Source organism: Flavobacterium xueshanense (genome assembly GCF_900112975.1).
GTDB classification, from domain to species: domain Bacteria; phylum Bacteroidota; class Bacteroidia; order Flavobacteriales; family Flavobacteriaceae; genus Flavobacterium; species Flavobacterium xueshanense.
In genome coordinates, this window is the sequence record NZ_FONQ01000001.1 from 187,220 (window position 1) to 202,965 (window position 15,746).

A 15,746-nucleotide genomic window follows, 5' to 3' on the forward strand; every position below is an offset into this window, starting at 1 on the left:
TTTGGTTTTTGAAATTGTTATATTAATCCTTATATTTTTTGGGGCTGATCCCTTATTCTGCATTATCTAAAAAATCTTTAATCTTGTCGACATAACGATCAAAGAAATTTCGCTGTATTCTGTTTACGGTAGAATTTTGTTTTTCACTCGCATTTTGATCTTCTTCCTCTACCTTTTCCGGAGCGTCATACACTGGAGTCTGAACAACTGCCTGTCTGTAAACAGGAACTTTAGGCTGTTCCACGATATCCAATCTCACGGCACTTTGTGTTTTATTCTCAATGCTTTTCATCACTAATCCTACTGCAGTTGCATATAAAGGACTTGAAATCTCTTCATCTGAATTTCCAGCCAGATGTTCGTTTGGATATCCAATTCTAGTATCCATTCCTGTGATATATTCCACTAACTGTTTGATGTGTTTCAATTGTGCGCCACCGCCAGTAAGCACAATTCCTGCAATAAGTTTTTTACGAGGATCCTCGTGACCGTATGCTTTCACTTCCGTAAAAACTTGATCAACAATCTCCACAACACGAGCATGAATTATTTTAGAAAGATTTTTTAATGAAATCTCTTTTGGCTCTCTGCCTCTCAATCCTGGAATAGAAACAATTTCGTTGTCTTTATTTTCTCCCGGCCAAGCGGAACCAAATTTAACTTTCAGCAATTCAGCTTGCTTTTCAATGATTGAACAACCTTCTTTGATATCATCCGTAATCACATTTCCTCCAAAAGGAATTACTGCCGTATGACGAATAATACCATCTTTGAAAATAGCCAAATCAGTTGTTCCACCACCGATATCGATTAATGCAACTCCCGCTTCTTTTTCCTCCTGACTTAAAACGGCATCAGCAGAAGCTAAAGGCTCTAATGTCAAACCTGACAATTCAATTCCAGAACTTTGAATACATCTGCCTACATTTCGAATAGAAGAAGCTTGTCCAACTACAACATGAAAACTGGATTCTAATCTCCCGCCATACATTCCTATAGGCTCTTTTATTTCAGATTGTCCGTCAATTTTAAATTCTTGAGGCAATACGTGTATTATTTCTTCACCCGGTAACATTGCCAATTTATTGACTTGATCAATCAAAAGCTGAATATCATTCCCGCCAATAACTTCTTCGGGATTGTGTCTGCTGATGTAATCTGTATGTTGAATACTGCGGATGTGTTGCCCCGCAATTCCCACCACAACATCTTTTATTTTAAAGCCTGAATTATTCTCTGCCTCTTGAATTGCTTGCTGTATTGACTGTATGGTTTGTGTGATGTTATTTACGACACCTCTAGCCACACCTAAACTTTTAGATTTTCCAACACCTAAAATTTCTAGTTTGCCGTATTCATTCTTCTTGCCTATCATGGCAACAATTTTAGTCGTCCCAATATCTAGACCTACTGCAATGTTCTCTTTTTCCATTATCTATTATTTAGTGCAAACTACTTGATCCGTAAATCGGAGGTCAATTTTTTTATATTTATATAACGAACTATCAAAAACTGCTTTTTGAAAAAAAGCTTTGTAATTTTTAAATTTACGCTCCACATTTATCACTTTACCAAAATCTATTTGATAATCAAAATTCCTGTTGTGCATTTTTAAACTTCCGTTAGGCATAATTTCAATTCCGATGATGTTTTTTTTCAAAAATGCATCATCATAAATTATGCGAAATAAGTCGGCTAAATTTTCGTTATTTTTATTATTTATCGCTCCTGAAACAAGTGGAACTCTAGCTGTAAAATTAGTTGACAATGGCATTCTATTTCCCTTATAATCAATATAAAAAGAACCGCCATCATCAAAAACTCTAACAATAGGAGTTTTTTGTTTTACCACCGCTTTTAACACGCCATCGATACTCACAAATACGTCTGATTTTTCAATCATTTCTTGCGCATCAATAGCTGCTTCCAGTTTATTCAAATCTAAATTAACTTTTTGAATGCTGGATACCTCTTTATTATTTTCTATTAACAATTTATTAACCGTTTCTTGTTTCACAAAAGGAGCGCTATCTCCTACAAAAACAATGACGGATTTTTTCAATTTCCTGTTTTCATTTCGTTTTGAAGTAAATGAAAACAGAAAAATAACCAATACAATCATTAGTATTAATCGAATGTTTGTCCAATTAAAGAGTTTCATCTATCGCTTTTTTTATTAATGGAACCAATTCTCCAATATCTCCCGCTCCAATAGTCACAATAATGGTTGATGTACTTTCTAAAATTGCTGGAATTAAATTATTTTTAGCAACAATTTTCTTATTATTATTTGTCATTTTACCCATCAACCACTGTGAGGTAATTCCTTCCATAGGCTGTTCGCGAGCCGGATAAATATCTAATAAAACAACCTCATCAAAAGCAGATAAACTTTTAGCGAAATCATCGGCAAAATCTCTTGTTCTACTAAATAAATGTGGTTGAAAAACTGCCAAAACTTTTTGGTTTGGATACAATTCCCTCACCGCTTGATACACGGCATTTATCTCCGTAGGATGGTGTGCATAATCATCTATATAAACTTTAGCATCCGTTTTAATCTGGTACGAAAATCTTCTTTTTATTCCTTTAAATGATGCTATGGCTTTTGCAATGGCATCGGTTGGGGTGCCGAATAAATTTGCCATTGCAATAGCCATCAACGCATTCATTAAATTATGTTTTCCTGGCAATCCAAAATGCAAATCCTTGATTGTTTCAGACGGAGTTTGCACATCAAAAACATAACTGCCGTTTCCTATTCTGACATTAAATGCTTTATAAACTGCCTCTTCATTTACCGCGCAAATAACACCTTCTAACGGTAATTCTTTAGTTATAAAAAGCTTGCTTTTATCTTCAATTTTTGAAGCAAATTCTATGAAAGATTCTTCTAAAGCCTTGCTAGTTCCATAAATATCCAAATGATCTGCATCCATTGAAGTAATACAGGCAATATTAGGATGCAAATGCAGGAATGAACGATCAAATTCATCTGCTTCTACAACAGTTATTGTCGTTCCGCTTCCTATCAAATTAGAATTATAATTTTCGACTATACCACCAATAAAGGCTGTGACATCAGCACCACTTTCGTGCAAAATATGCCCTAAAATTCCAGATGTCGTTGTTTTACCATGTGTTCCGGCTACCGCAAAACAAAAAGTGTCTTTGGTAATTAACCCTAAAACTTCAGCTCTCTTTTTTATTTCATAATCTCTTTCCAAAAAATAATTCCATTCTGAATGCGTGATTGGAACTGCAGGCGTGATAATAACCAAAGTATTTTCAATGTAAAAATCCTTTGGAATCAAATCAATATTATCTTCAAAATGAATTGTAATCCCGCTTTTCATCAATTCATTAGTAAGAACGGAAGGCGTTTTATCATATCCCGAAACTTGCTTACCCAAATTCTTGAAATAACGCGCAAGATTACTCATTCCGATGCCTCCGATTCCTATAAAATAGACGTTATGTATTTGATTCAAGTTCATTTTTGTATGTGTCTTTGGTCTCTTATCTTTTTTTTCTAGTTAATTAACTTTACTATTTCATCAACAATTTGTTTTGTTGCTTCGGGCAAAGCCAACAGTTTTATATGTGCTCCCAATTGATTTTGCTTTTCCTGATCGTTCAGCAGGGATTCAAATACCGAACCAAATTGCGAATCAAGCTCCGATTCTTTAAGTAAAATAGCACCTTTTTTATCAACAACAGCCTGAGCATTTTTAGTTTGATGATCTTCAGCCACATTGGGAGATGGAATGAAAATTACCGGTTTACCCACAATACATAATTCCGAAACTGAAGATGCTCCAGCACGAGAAATAATAACATCCGAAGCGGCGTACGCTAAATCCATCTTGTCAATAAAAAAGTGAATTTGGATATTTTCATTCTCTTCAAAACGCTTATAATCTTCAAAATACAGTTTACCGCATTGCCAAATCACTTGTACATTATGAGCAGCAAAAGTTAAAATCTCTTTCGCAATTAACTGATTTACTCTTCTCGAACCCAAACTTCCCCCTAAAACCAAAAGTGTTTTTTTATTAGGATCTAAATTAAAATAACGTAGCGCCTCTTCTCTTTTACCGTCAATAGCAATTAAATCCTGACGTACTGGATTTCCGGTCAAAATCATTTTCTGCTTTGGAAAAAAACGTTCTAAATTTTCATAAGCAACACAAATTTTATTTGCATTCTTGCTCAACAATTTATTTGTAATTCCAGGATATGAATTTTGTTCTTGAATAACGGTAGGAATTCCTGCAATCTCGGCTACCTGCAATAAAGGACCGCTTGCAAATCCTCCCGTACCAATCACCACATCTGGTTTGAAATTCTTTATTATTGTTCTGGATTGCAATAAACTTGAAAGAAGTTTAACAGGGAAAAGCGCATTATCAAGGGTTATTCTTCTTTGCAATCCTGCAATCCAAAGTCCAATGATTTTGTAACCAGCCTGAGGAACTTTTTGCATTTCCATTTTATCTTTAGCCCCAACAAAAAGAAATTCTGCATCTGGAAATCGAGATTTTAATTCATTTGCAATAGCAATTGCCGGATAGATATGTCCTCCCGTTCCGCCACCGCTTAATATGAATCGATACTGTTTCATTTCTTGTTAAGTTACTGAGTTGTATTTTTTTAAACTACTTTACAAATAAATTATTTATTTAATACTGCCTGCATTGGATTTGTAGCTTTATCTTCAATAGAATATCCTCCGGCTATAGCACCTTCCTCATCTAATTCCCTGTCAATTAATTTTTGAAGGGCTTCTTCTCTTTTGGCAGCATCTTTTAATTCCTGCGCAATTTCTTCTTCCTTTTTGGTCACACTGATAATAATCCCAAGTGCAAAACAGGTCATCCAGATAGAACTTCCTCCGCTACTTATCAATGGCAACGTTTGCCCAGTTACTGGCAATAACTCTACCGCAACAGCCATGTTTACCATTGCCTGGAATATCATGGGGAAACCCAACCCGACCACTACTAATTTTCCAAAAAGAGATTTGGCTTTATGCGAAGCAATCACAAATCGAAACAGCAACAATAAATACAGTGCTAAAACTCCTAAACCTCCTATGAGTCCATATTCTTCAACAATTATCGCAAAAATAAAATCGGAAGATGATTGTGGCAGAAAGTTCTTTTGAACACTTTTTCCAGGTCCTAATCCATATATTTTACCTGAAGCTATGGCAATTTTAGCTTTCTCTATTTGATAATCATCTTCGCCTGGTTTATCACTGGTAAAATTATCAATACGACTGATCCAAGTATCCACACGGTTAGGAAATGCATCTGGAAATGCTTTAGCAATAAGAATGAAAAAAGCCAAAAAAACTATTCCTGATCCGATCACAATTCCTATGTATCGCAACGGATATTTACCAATAAAAACCAACATTAATACCATCGAAAAAATCAATGCCGTTGTAGAAAAGTTAGCCGGTAAAATAAATAGTAACGTAATGAAAACCGGAACCCAAAGCTCCCAAACTGAAGACTTAAAATCAATAGGAACTTCTCGTGTTTTAGACAGATAGCGGGCAACAAATATAAACAAAACCATTGCCGCCAATGTTGAAGTTTGAAACGTAACCCCAATAAATGGCACCTGAATCCATCGACTCGCGTTAGCACCGGCAATTACTGTTCCCTTTACTAATGTATATGCCAATAATACCCAAACGACATACAGTGCTCCTTTAGAAACAGCCTTAAAATAATGATACGGTATTTTGTGCACCATAAAAATTATAGTAAAACCAATACCAATATGCATGATATGCTTAACCAAATAACCTAATGTATTCCCATTTCCCTGACCAATGTAGGCCAAATTACTGCTCGCACTAAAAACAGGCATAAACGAAAACAAGGCCAATAAGGCCACAAATGACCAAATCCCTTTATCTCCTTTTAAATTGTTTATTAGTTGTTTCATTTTTTATTTGTTTAAAGTTTTTATGTTTAAAATTTAAAGTTTTTCAACCTTGCGATTTAAACCTTAAACATTTCTATAAATTCTTAACGGCCTGTTTGAATTGCTTTCCTCTATCTTCATAGTTTTCGAACAAATCGAAACTGGCACAAGCTGGTGACAATAAAACGGCATCACCTTTTTCTGATAATCGTTGTGCCATTCGCACTGCATCACTCATATTATCTACCTCAATCATCATATCAACTACATTCCCAAAAACATCGATAATTTTTTTGTTATCTACTCCAAGGCAAATAATAGCTTTTACCTTCTCACGAACTAGTGACATTAATTCATTGTAATCATTTCCTTTATCAACTCCACCAACAATCCAAACTGTAGGCGTATTCATACTGTCTAAAGCAAAAAAAGTAGCGTTTACATTCGTTGCTTTTGAATCATTAATGTATTGAACGTTCTGGATTTTCAAAACTTTCTCAAGACGGTGTTCTACTCCTTGAAAATTAGAAAGACTTTCCCGAATTGTAGCCTTTCGTATTTGCATTAATTTTGCCACAGAGGTTGCTGCCATTGCATTTTTCATATTATGTTTTCCTTCTAAAGCAATGTGTTCTGTGTCCATTGTAAACTCCTCTTGATTGATCTTTATTTCCATTTTATTGTTTTTTAAATAAGCCCCTTCGCTGAAAGTTTTAGTCAATGAAAAAGGAATTAATTTTGCTTTTGTTGTGTGCGTTTTAAACCAATCGTTCATGGCTTCATCATCCGCATCATAGATGAGATAATCGTCCTCAGTTTGATTCATCGTAATTCTAAATTTTGAATCAATATAATTTTCATATTTATAATCATATCGATCTAAATGATCCGGACTGATGTTTGTAATAATGGCGATTTGCGGTTTGAAATTCACTATTCCGTCCAATTGAAAACTACTCAACTCTAGTACATACGAATCGTATTTATTATCGGCAATTTGCCAGGCAAAACTTTTACCTATATTTCCTCCAAGTCCCACATTTAATCCTGCTGATTTCAGCAAATGATGCGTGAGCATGGTCGTAGTTGTTTTTCCATTACTACCGGTAATTCCTATAATTGTTGCATCGGTAAAAGGTGCAGCAAATTCAATTTCTGAAATTACTGAAATTCCTTTTTTTAAAAGCAGTTTCACTATTGGAGATTTATCCGGAATTCCAGGGCTTTTCATAACCACATCTGCATTCAAAATCAAATCTTCTGTATGCTTCTCCTCTTCCCAGGCTATTCCATTTATAATAAGAACCTCTTTGTAATTTTCTTTTATTTTTCCAAAATCAGACACAAAAACTTCATATCCTTTTTTCTTACCCAAAATCGCAGTTCCAACACCGCTTTCGCCTCCTCCTAAAATTACTAGCCTCATGTTATCTTAATTTTAAAGTGACAATTGACAATATGGCCAGCATGATAGCAACAATCCAAAAACGGGTGACAATTTTACTTTCGTGATATCCCTTTTTCTGATAATGATGGTGTAAAGGCGACATTAGAAATATTCTTCGGCCTTCGCCAAAGCGTTTCTTAGTGTATTTAAAATAACTTACCTGAAGCACAACTGAGAAATTTTCGACCAGAAAAATTCCGCACAATAATGGAATCAGCATTTCTTTACGGACCGCTATTGCAAGAACGGCAATAATTCCGCCTATAGTCAAACTCCCTGTATCGCCCATAAAAACGGATGCCGGATACGAGTTATACCACAGAAATCCTATCAATGATCCCACAAAAGCAGCTATAAAAACCGTCATTTCCCCTGAATTAGGGATGTACATAATATTCAGATAATTCGAGAAAATAATATTCCCCGAAACGAATGTAAATATTCCCAGAGCCAGCACTGAAATAGCTGATGTCCCCGCAGCCAAGCCGTCAATACCATCGGTCAGATTAGCTCCGTTAGAAACTGCGGTAATGATAAAAATCACCACCGGAATAAAAATCAACCAAGCCCATTTTTCATATCCTTCACCTGTCCAAGCCAGTAATTCCGCATAGTCAAATTCATTATTTTTGAAGAAAGGAATTGTAGTTACCGTGGATTTTTCTTCTACTGGCGCTGGCAAAATCACAGTTTCTGTCGGCTCTCTAAAAATATCCGATTTTCCTGTATCCGTACGTACGGTAACTGCAGGGCTGAAATAAAGAACAATCCCTACAATTAAACCCAAGCCAACTTGCCCAAAAACTTTAAATATTCCTTTTAAACCTTCTTTATCTTTTTTGAAAATTTTAATATAATCATCTATGAACCCAATTGTCCCCATCCAAAGTGTGGTAACAATCAGCAAAACAATGTATATATTATGCAATTTTGCAAAAAGAACAACTGGAACTAAAGTGGCGAATATGATAATTAATCCACCCATCGTTGGTGTTCCCGCTTTTTCGTTTTGACCAGCTAAACCAAGTTCACGAACAGTTTCTCCCACTTGTTGTCTTTGCAAAAAACGGATAATTCTTTTTCCATAAATGGTTGACAAAAGCAAAGACAGCAAAAATGCTAATGCTGATCTAAAAGTGATATACTGAAATACACCCGTACCCGGTACATCCAATGTTTTGTCTAAATATTCAAATAAATAATACAGCATATTTCTTTATTTTTGGAGTTGGTCTAATATCTCTTTTACTATTTTCATGTCGTCAAAATCATGACGAACACCATTTATTTCCTGATATGTCTCATGCCCTTTCCCGGCAATTAAAATAATATCATTGGGCTGAGCTAATTGACATGCCGTTTTTATAGCTTGTTTTCTGTCGGTTATGGTCAACACTTTTTTATAATTCTGAGGAGCAACACCTTGTTCCATTTCAGTAATAATTACTACAGGATCTTCATTTCTTGGATTATCCGAAGTAAAAATTGCTTTATCACTTATCTCCGATGCAATATCAGCCATAATTGGTCGCTTGGTTTTATCTCTATTTCCTCCACAACCTACAACCGTGATTAGTTGTTCGTTTTTGGTACGAATGTCATTGATGGTTTTTAGCACATTTTCTAATGCATCTGGTGTATGCGCATAATCCACAATCGCCGTAATATTTGAAGCCGAAACAATAAATTGAAAACGTCCCGAAACACTTTCTAAATCAGACAACAAGCGAAGTACTTCTAAACTTTCCATTCCCAATTCAATCGCAGTTCCATAAATAGCCAACAAATTATAGGCATTAAATGTTCCGATTAGTTTTACCCAAACTTCATTTCCGTTTATTTTCAACAACAAACCTGACAACTGATTTTCGAGGATTTGCGCTTTATAATCGGCATACGATTTTAAAGCATAAGTCAATTTTTTTGCCGCAGTATTCTGCAACATCACTTGTCCATTTTTATCATCAATATTGGACAATATAAAGGCTGTTTTAGGCAAATTATCAAAGAATGATTTTTTCACATCTCTATATTCTGCAAAAGATGGATGATAATCCAAATGATCGTGAGACAAATTGGTAAAAATTCCACCGACAAAATGCAATGCTTCCGTTCTTTTTTGATGAATTCCATGAGAACTTACTTCCATAAAACAGTAATCAACTCCGTTTTTGACCATTTCCTTCAGATAATGATTTATCGTAATTGAATCTGGAGTAGTGTGTGTCGCTTTATATTCTATTTCGTCAACCAATATTTTAACTGTCGAAAGTAACCCAACTTTAAAACCTGCTTTTTTAAACAATTGGTACAATAAAGAAGCAATGGTAGTTTTACCGTTTGTTCCTGTTATTCCAACCAATTTCAAGTTTTGAGATGGATCTCCGAAATAATTTGCAGCCATAAATGCCAGCGCTGAATTCGTATCTTTTACCTGAACATAAGTAATTCCTTTAGCAATATTTTCTGGAAATGTATCGCATACAATGGCAACAGCTCCTCGCTGAATTGCTTTTTCAATAAAATCATGACCATCCGAAACGGCACCACGAATAGCCACAAAAATATCATTAGCCTCGATTTTTCGAGAATCAAAATCCATTTTGTTGATAGCAATATCCGTCGAACCTTTTATAGCTTCGATAGCTACTTTGTACAATATATCTTTTAGTATACTCATGATAATTCCAATAGTATCGTTGTGTTCTTTACTAAATTCTGTCCAGCCTCTACTGATTGTTTTTTTACTTTTCCAACGCCGATTACTCTTACTTTCATTCCTAAATTTCCTAATAAAGCAACAGCATCCATTCCGGACATTCCTTTTAAATCCGGAATTAATTGTTGTTTCTTTTGGAATTTTACAAAATAGGAATCGTAATTACTTTCTTGTTTTGGAATTTTTCTGTCTAAGTTTTTAATTTCATTTGTCGAAGGCGCATCGGTAAATATTTTTTGTGCAATCCTTTTAAAAACTGGCCCTGCCACATCTGCACCATAATAATTATTGAGTGCTGTACTTGGTTTATGCACCACAACTATACAAGAATACATTGGTTTGTCTGCCGGGAAGTAGCCCACAAAAGACGACGCATAATATTTTCCAACTCCTCCAGCCTTTCCGTAATTCACCGCCGCTGTTCCTGTTTTTCCTGCCATAGAAAAATCTTTAGAATATAATTTTGAGGCCGTTCCCTTTTTTACAACATTTGCCAGAACTGCTCTTAATTTAGAAATAGTTTGTGGGGAACAAATTCTCGGATTCAAAACTTCTTTCTCATATTTTTTGATGGTCCTATTCCATTCTTTGATTTCAGAAACAAATTGAGGCTTTACCATTTCACCATCATTAGCAACTGCATTATAAAAAGCTAATGTTTGCAATGGGGTAATATGGACCCCATATCCAAAAGCCATCCAAGGCAGTGAAATTTTTGACCAATTTTTATCACTTGGTTGCGGAATATAAGGTATGCCTTCCCCTTTGATGGAAAGTCCTAAAGTTTTATTTAATCCAAAATTATTAAGATGATTGACAAATTTTAAAGGTTCATCTTTATACGCATTATAAACCGCTTGAACCAAAACAGTATTAGATGAAAGTTCGAAACCTCTTGCCAATGAAATTTTTCCATAGCCACCTTTATGGGAATCTTCCACTTTTTCCCCAGAATACATAACCACTCCGCCTTTACTGTCATAAACTGAACTGGTATCCGCCTTTTTATCTTCAAGCAGCGCCATTAAATCTGCTAATTTATACGTAGAACCCGGCTCATGCGATTCGGCTACTGCATAGTTTGTGGTTTCATAATAGGTTCCGTCATTAGCTCTTCCCAGATTAGAAATTGCTTTAACATGACCCGTTTTTGTTTCCATAACCACAACGCAACCATGATCAGCCTGATATAATTCCAATTGTTTTAGCAAAGCGTGATGTGCTATATCCTGAACATAAACGTCTATTGTTGATATGACATCATACCCATCTTGAGGATCTACTTCATTAATGTCGCGTATGGGTTTCCACTGCCCTTTTGCTATTTTTTGCTTTAAAATCTTACCGTCTTTTCCATTCAGATATTTTCTAAAAGCCCATTCGATTCCTTTTCCATCGAGTGATTCTCCGTTAGAAGTTCGTTCGTAACCTACGGTACGCTCAGCAATTTTCCCTATCGGATGTTCTCTTACGGTTTCTTGTTCAATTATAATTCCTCCCTTGTAAGCACCCAAATTAAACAATGGAAATCCTTTTATTTTAAAATACTGCGTGTAACTCAAATTACGAGCTATCAAATAATATCTATTTTTATTTGCTCTGGCTTTTCGCAATTCGTTTTCAAAAAAACCAGATGACTTTCCTAAAATAGTAGCCAATGAATCCGAAAGTGATTTAACATTTTTTTCAAAAGATTCGGCCTTTGGAGCCACAGCATCAAAACGGATTTCATAGTTTGGGATTGAGGTAGCCAATAGGCTTCCATCCGCAGAATAAATATTTCCTTTATTGGCAGGAATCACAAAATTTCTAACGGTTCTTTCTTTCGCTAACTTTCTGTAATAGTCGCCTTCAACCCACTGAATATTTGTTAATTTTACAGCAATTGCTATGGCCATCAAAAAGATGACAAAAGCTACCAGATAAATTCTGTAGGATATATATTTATCTTCTACTGCCATATTTTTTCTAAAAGATTTTTCTCTTTTTCTTTTTTAACTTTTATTTTGATAGGTGGAACTGTTGATGGAAAAATTTCTTTTTCTATCATTTTTTCAGATACAGTCGACTCCATTTTTAATTTCATTAACTCGGAACGTCTATCAACGAATTCAGAACGCAATTCCTTTACTTTGTTGGTCAACTCAGCAATCTTAAATACTTTTTGCTCAAATCGCTGGGTATTCGCGATCATAACGATAGCCAAAAGAATTATAAAAACGATGAAACGCCAATTCTTAACCGCATCATCATTGATAAGAAACCTTGCTTTTAATAGGCTGTAAACTCCGTTTTTCATTTGTCCTCTCCCCGATTCTCTCCAAAGGAAAGGGCGCCGGGATGTTAAAAATTAGTATTTATCTTGTCTCAATTAGGAAAATTCCCTTTTCGGGAAACTGAGTTGTACTTATCTCTTCTCAGCAATTCTTAATTTTGCACTTCTGGCTCTATTATTTTCTTTTATTTCAGCAGCATCCGGAACAATTAGTTTTCCAATGGTTTTAAAAGGAACAGAAAAATTTCCAAAAAAATCGCGTTCAGGTTCTCCCTCAAACATTCCGTTTTTTACAAACCTTTTTACTAATCTGTCCTCTAAAGAATGGTAGGATATTACACTCAATTTTCCTCCCGGATTCAATATTTCTAAGGATTGTTCCAAAAATTCTTTCAAAACATCCATCTCTTGATTCACTTCAATTCGGATCGCCTGATAGATCTGCGCCAAAATTTTATTTTTGACTCTTTCAGGTAAATAGCGCGCCAAAACCTCTTTCAATTCATCTGTTGTTTTGATGGGCTTTAGTTCTCTGGCTTCTATAATTGTTCTTGCCAAAACGGGAGCATTTTTTAATTCTCCATAATCCAAAAAAACTCTCTTTAAATTCGCCTCATCATATTCATTCACCACGCGGAAGGCATTCAAATCATTTTTCTGACTCATTCGCATATCCAATCCAGCATCAAAACGAGTAGAAAAACCTCTTTCAGGAACATCAAACTGATGGGACGAAACTCCTAGATCAGCTAAAATTCCATCCACACTTTTCACCCCATAAAAACGCAAAAACCGTTTTATAAAACGGAAATTTTCATTTATCAGCGTAAATCTTTCGTCTTGCAGGGTATTTGCCAGCGCGTCTTGGTCCTGATCAAAAGCAAATAACTTTCCGTTTGGCCCAAGCCGTTTCAAAATTTCTTTTGAATGACCGCCTCCGCCAAAAGTTACATCAACATAAATGCCGTCAGGCATAATATTTAAACCATCTACAGATGCTTGAAGCAAAACCGGATTATGATATTCCATTGTCGTCGTCATTTATATTTCCCATTACTTCTTCGGCCAAATCTGCAAAATCAACATCTTCGCCACTTATTGATTTTTCGTATAAATCTTTATCCCAAATCTCAACAATATTCACTGCTGATGAGAAGACCACTTCTTTTGCAATACTGGCAAAAGTCACTAAATCCTTAGGTACTAATAATCGTCCCAAAGCATCGATTTCAACCACTTTGACACCAGCAGTAAACCGGCGGATAAAGTCATTGTTTTTCTTTACAAATCGATTTAGTTTATTGATTTTTTGCATCATCAAATCCCATTCCTGCATAGGATATAATTCCAGACAAGGCTGAAAAACAGAACGCTTCAAAACGAATCCGTTTTGAAGTGAAGTAGCCAACTGCTTTTTTAAGGGTGCTGGCATAAGCAGCCTTCCTTTTGCATCGACTTTACATTCATATGTCCCGACAATTGTATCCAAGCAAAAAAGTATTAAATGGTGTAGAGCAAAAATATAAAAAATATTACCACAATTTACCACTATATACCACTTTGTTAATAAGTTTAACCACTTTTAGACAAAAACGTATAATTTATGCACAATCAGAACATTAGCCCTATTTTATTTTATTTGTAAGAAACATAATGTTATAAAAAAAAGAGGATAAAATTCAAGGAATTTTCAATTTTAAATGGTAAATAAAAAGCGAAAAAGTACCTTCATTTTGGAAAAAAATCAAGCTGTTTTTACATCAACAAGGATAATTTTACAATTAAAAATTGTTGTAAAAATTCATTTTTATTTATTAAAACCTATATTTGTCAAAATTGAAAATCCGCAGTCAAAAAAAATGGAAAAACACTATAAAAAAGAAGGTAGGTACAGCTATTATGAAGCTGGTGAAGGAACTCCAATTGTCATCTTGCATGGATTGATGGGAGGACTCAGTAATTTTGACGCTGTTGCCAGTTACTTCTCTACAAAAGGATATAAAATAATCATTCCAGACTTACCCATATACACTCAAAATATTCTGAAAACGAATGTAAAAAGTTTTGCAAAATATGTTAAAGACTTTATCACATTCAAAGGTTTAGAACGCGTCATACTTTTAGGAAATTCATTAGGTGGTCATATCGCTTTGTACCACACTAAAATGTATCCCGAAAAAGTTGCAGGTCTAGTTATTACTGGTAGTTCAGGACTTTATGAAAGTGCCATGGGTGACAGTTATCCAAAAAGAGGAGATTACGAATACATTAAGAAAAAAGCAGAAGATGTATTTTATGACCCGAAAGTAGCTACCAAAGAACTTGTTGATGAAGTTTACGAATCTGTAAATGACCGAATAAAATTGATAAAAACACTGACAATTGCCAAAAGTGCGATTCGTCATAATATGGCAAAAGATTTGCCAAAAATGCATGTTCAAACTTGTATCATTTGGGGAAAAAATGACAAAGTTACGCCTCCAGATGTTGCAGAAGAGTTTCATAAATTATTACCTAATTCTACTTTATATTGGATTGACAAATGTGGCCATGCTGCCATGATGGAACATCCAGATGAGTTTAATCGTTTGTTAGAAGAATGGTTGACAAACACCCATTTAGCAGTACATTAAACTTAATAGGAGAATTTTACACTTAGAAAAAATGAAAATTAATACCGCCGAATTTGTTATCAGCAACTCTGATGTAAGTAAATGTCCAAAAGATTTTTTACCTGAATATGCTTTTATTGGCCGATCAAATGTTGGGAAATCCTCGTTGATCAACATGATAACAAACCAGAAAAAATTAGCAAAAACATCTGGAAGACCAGGAAAAACTCAATTGATCAATCATTTCCTGATTAACAACAATTGGTTCTTAGTCGATTTACCCGGTTATGGATACGCCAAAGTTTCTAAAAAAACGAAATCTATATTTCAGGAATTCATTACTGATTATTTTGAAACCAGAGAGCAATTAGTTTGTGCATTTGTTCTGATTGACATTCGTCATGAAGCGCAAACCATCGATATCGAATTTATGTCCTATATGGGCGAAAGCGAAATTCCTTTTTGCATTGTTTTCACCAAAGCAGATAAAATCAGTAAGGTAAAAATTGATTCGCATGTTGCAGCTTACAAAAAGAAAATGTTTGCTAACAATTGGGCCGAAATGCCACACTACTTTGTGACTTCAGCAACTGAATCTACAGGAAAAGAAGAATTATTAAGCTACATTGACGAAGTAAATCAAGAGGTTTTCAAGAATAACAGTCAGTTTTAGAAACCAATAAAGAAAGTATAAAAAATCCCAAAACTTAAGTTTTAAAGTTTTGGGATTTTATTTTTAGAATTGAAGTTACT

14 protein-coding genes are annotated in these 15,746 nt (G+C 34.8%); 2 read left to right on the forward strand and 12 right to left on the reverse strand.

Annotated elements, in window-relative coordinates:
- Positions 1 to 52: 52 nt before the first annotated feature.
- The 12 genes from ftsA to mraZ form a co-directional block, all read right to left on the reverse strand.
- Positions 53 to 1,432: a cell division protein FtsA gene (gene ftsA, locus BMZ76_RS00795; RefSeq protein ID WP_091202581.1), complete on the reverse strand. Its 1,380-nt coding sequence runs from the start codon at positions 1,430 to 1,432 to the stop codon at positions 53 to 55.
- Positions 1,433 to 1,438: 6 nt separating this feature from the next.
- Positions 1,439 to 2,161 (reverse strand): cell division protein FtsQ/DivIB, encoded by a 723-nt coding sequence (locus BMZ76_RS00800; RefSeq protein ID WP_091202583.1) that lies wholly within the window; start codon positions 2,159 to 2,161, stop codon positions 1,439 to 1,441.
- A complete protein-coding gene (murC, locus tag BMZ76_RS00805; protein WP_091202586.1) occupies positions 2,148 to 3,497 on the reverse strand; it encodes a UDP-N-acetylmuramate--L-alanine ligase in 1,350 nt (449 codons plus the stop codon). Before murC ends, BMZ76_RS00800 begins: the two co-directional genes overlap by 14 nt.
- A 35-nt stretch (positions 3,498 to 3,532) precedes the next feature.
- A complete protein-coding gene (gene murG / locus BMZ76_RS00810; protein ID WP_091202588.1) occupies positions 3,533 to 4,624 on the reverse strand; it encodes an undecaprenyldiphospho-muramoylpentapeptide beta-N-acetylglucosaminyltransferase in 1,092 nt (363 codons plus the stop codon).
- Between the two features lie 50 nt (positions 4,625 to 4,674).
- Positions 4,675 to 5,961: an FtsW/RodA/SpoVE family cell cycle protein gene (locus BMZ76_RS00815; protein WP_091202591.1), complete on the reverse strand. Its 1,287-nt coding sequence runs from the start codon at positions 5,959 to 5,961 to the stop codon at positions 4,675 to 4,677.
- A 73-nt stretch (positions 5,962 to 6,034) separates the two neighbouring features.
- Positions 6,035 to 7,366 carry a UDP-N-acetylmuramoyl-L-alanine--D-glutamate ligase gene (gene murD / locus BMZ76_RS00820; protein ID WP_091202593.1) on the reverse strand — a complete coding sequence of 444 codons (1,332 nt, stop codon included), beginning with the start codon at positions 7,364 to 7,366 and terminating at the stop codon, positions 6,035 to 6,037.
- A 1-nt stretch (position 7,367) separates the two neighbouring features.
- Positions 7,368 to 8,597 (reverse strand): phospho-N-acetylmuramoyl-pentapeptide-transferase, encoded by a 1,230-nt coding sequence (gene mraY, locus BMZ76_RS00825; protein ID WP_091202596.1) that lies wholly within the window; start codon positions 8,595 to 8,597, stop codon positions 7,368 to 7,370.
- 6 nt (positions 8,598 to 8,603) lie between these two features.
- Positions 8,604 to 10,067, reverse strand: a complete 1,464-nt coding sequence (locus BMZ76_RS00830; RefSeq protein WP_091202599.1) for a UDP-N-acetylmuramoyl-L-alanyl-D-glutamate--2,6-diaminopimelate ligase — start codon at positions 10,065 to 10,067, stop codon at positions 8,604 to 8,606.
- Entirely contained in the window at positions 10,064 to 12,067 is a 2,004-nt protein-coding gene (locus BMZ76_RS00835; protein WP_091202601.1) for a penicillin-binding protein, read from the reverse strand. Before BMZ76_RS00835 ends, BMZ76_RS00830 begins: the two co-directional genes overlap by 4 nt.
- Positions 12,058 to 12,405 (reverse strand): FtsL-like putative cell division protein, encoded by a 348-nt coding sequence (locus tag BMZ76_RS00840; RefSeq protein WP_091202604.1) that lies wholly within the window; start codon positions 12,403 to 12,405, stop codon positions 12,058 to 12,060. The genes BMZ76_RS00835 and BMZ76_RS00840 overlap by 10 nt, the downstream gene beginning before the upstream one ends.
- A gap of 108 nt (positions 12,406 to 12,513) precedes the next feature.
- Positions 12,514 to 13,422, reverse strand: a complete 909-nt coding sequence (gene rsmH / locus BMZ76_RS00845; protein WP_208857619.1) for a 16S rRNA (cytosine(1402)-N(4))-methyltransferase RsmH — start codon at positions 13,420 to 13,422, stop codon at positions 12,514 to 12,516.
- Positions 13,397 to 13,870, reverse strand: coding sequence for a division/cell wall cluster transcriptional repressor MraZ (mraZ, locus tag BMZ76_RS00850; RefSeq protein ID WP_091202606.1), 474 nt, complete (start codon positions 13,868 to 13,870; stop codon positions 13,397 to 13,399). Before mraZ ends, rsmH begins: the two co-directional genes overlap by 26 nt.
- Positions 13,871 to 14,240: 370 nt before the next feature.
- Between mraZ and BMZ76_RS00855 the strand changes: the two genes are divergently transcribed.
- Together BMZ76_RS00855 and yihA are read left to right on the forward strand one after the other, a co-directional pair.
- Positions 14,241 to 15,014 (forward strand): alpha/beta fold hydrolase, encoded by a 774-nt coding sequence (locus BMZ76_RS00855; protein WP_091203079.1) that lies wholly within the window; start codon positions 14,241 to 14,243, stop codon positions 15,012 to 15,014.
- A 31-nt stretch (positions 15,015 to 15,045) separates the two neighbouring features.
- On the forward strand, positions 15,046 to 15,666 hold the full coding sequence (gene yihA / locus BMZ76_RS00860) for a ribosome biogenesis GTP-binding protein YihA/YsxC (protein WP_091202609.1): 621 nt from the start codon (positions 15,046 to 15,048) through the stop codon (positions 15,664 to 15,666).
- The last annotated feature ends 80 nt before the right edge of the window (positions 15,667 to 15,746 follow it).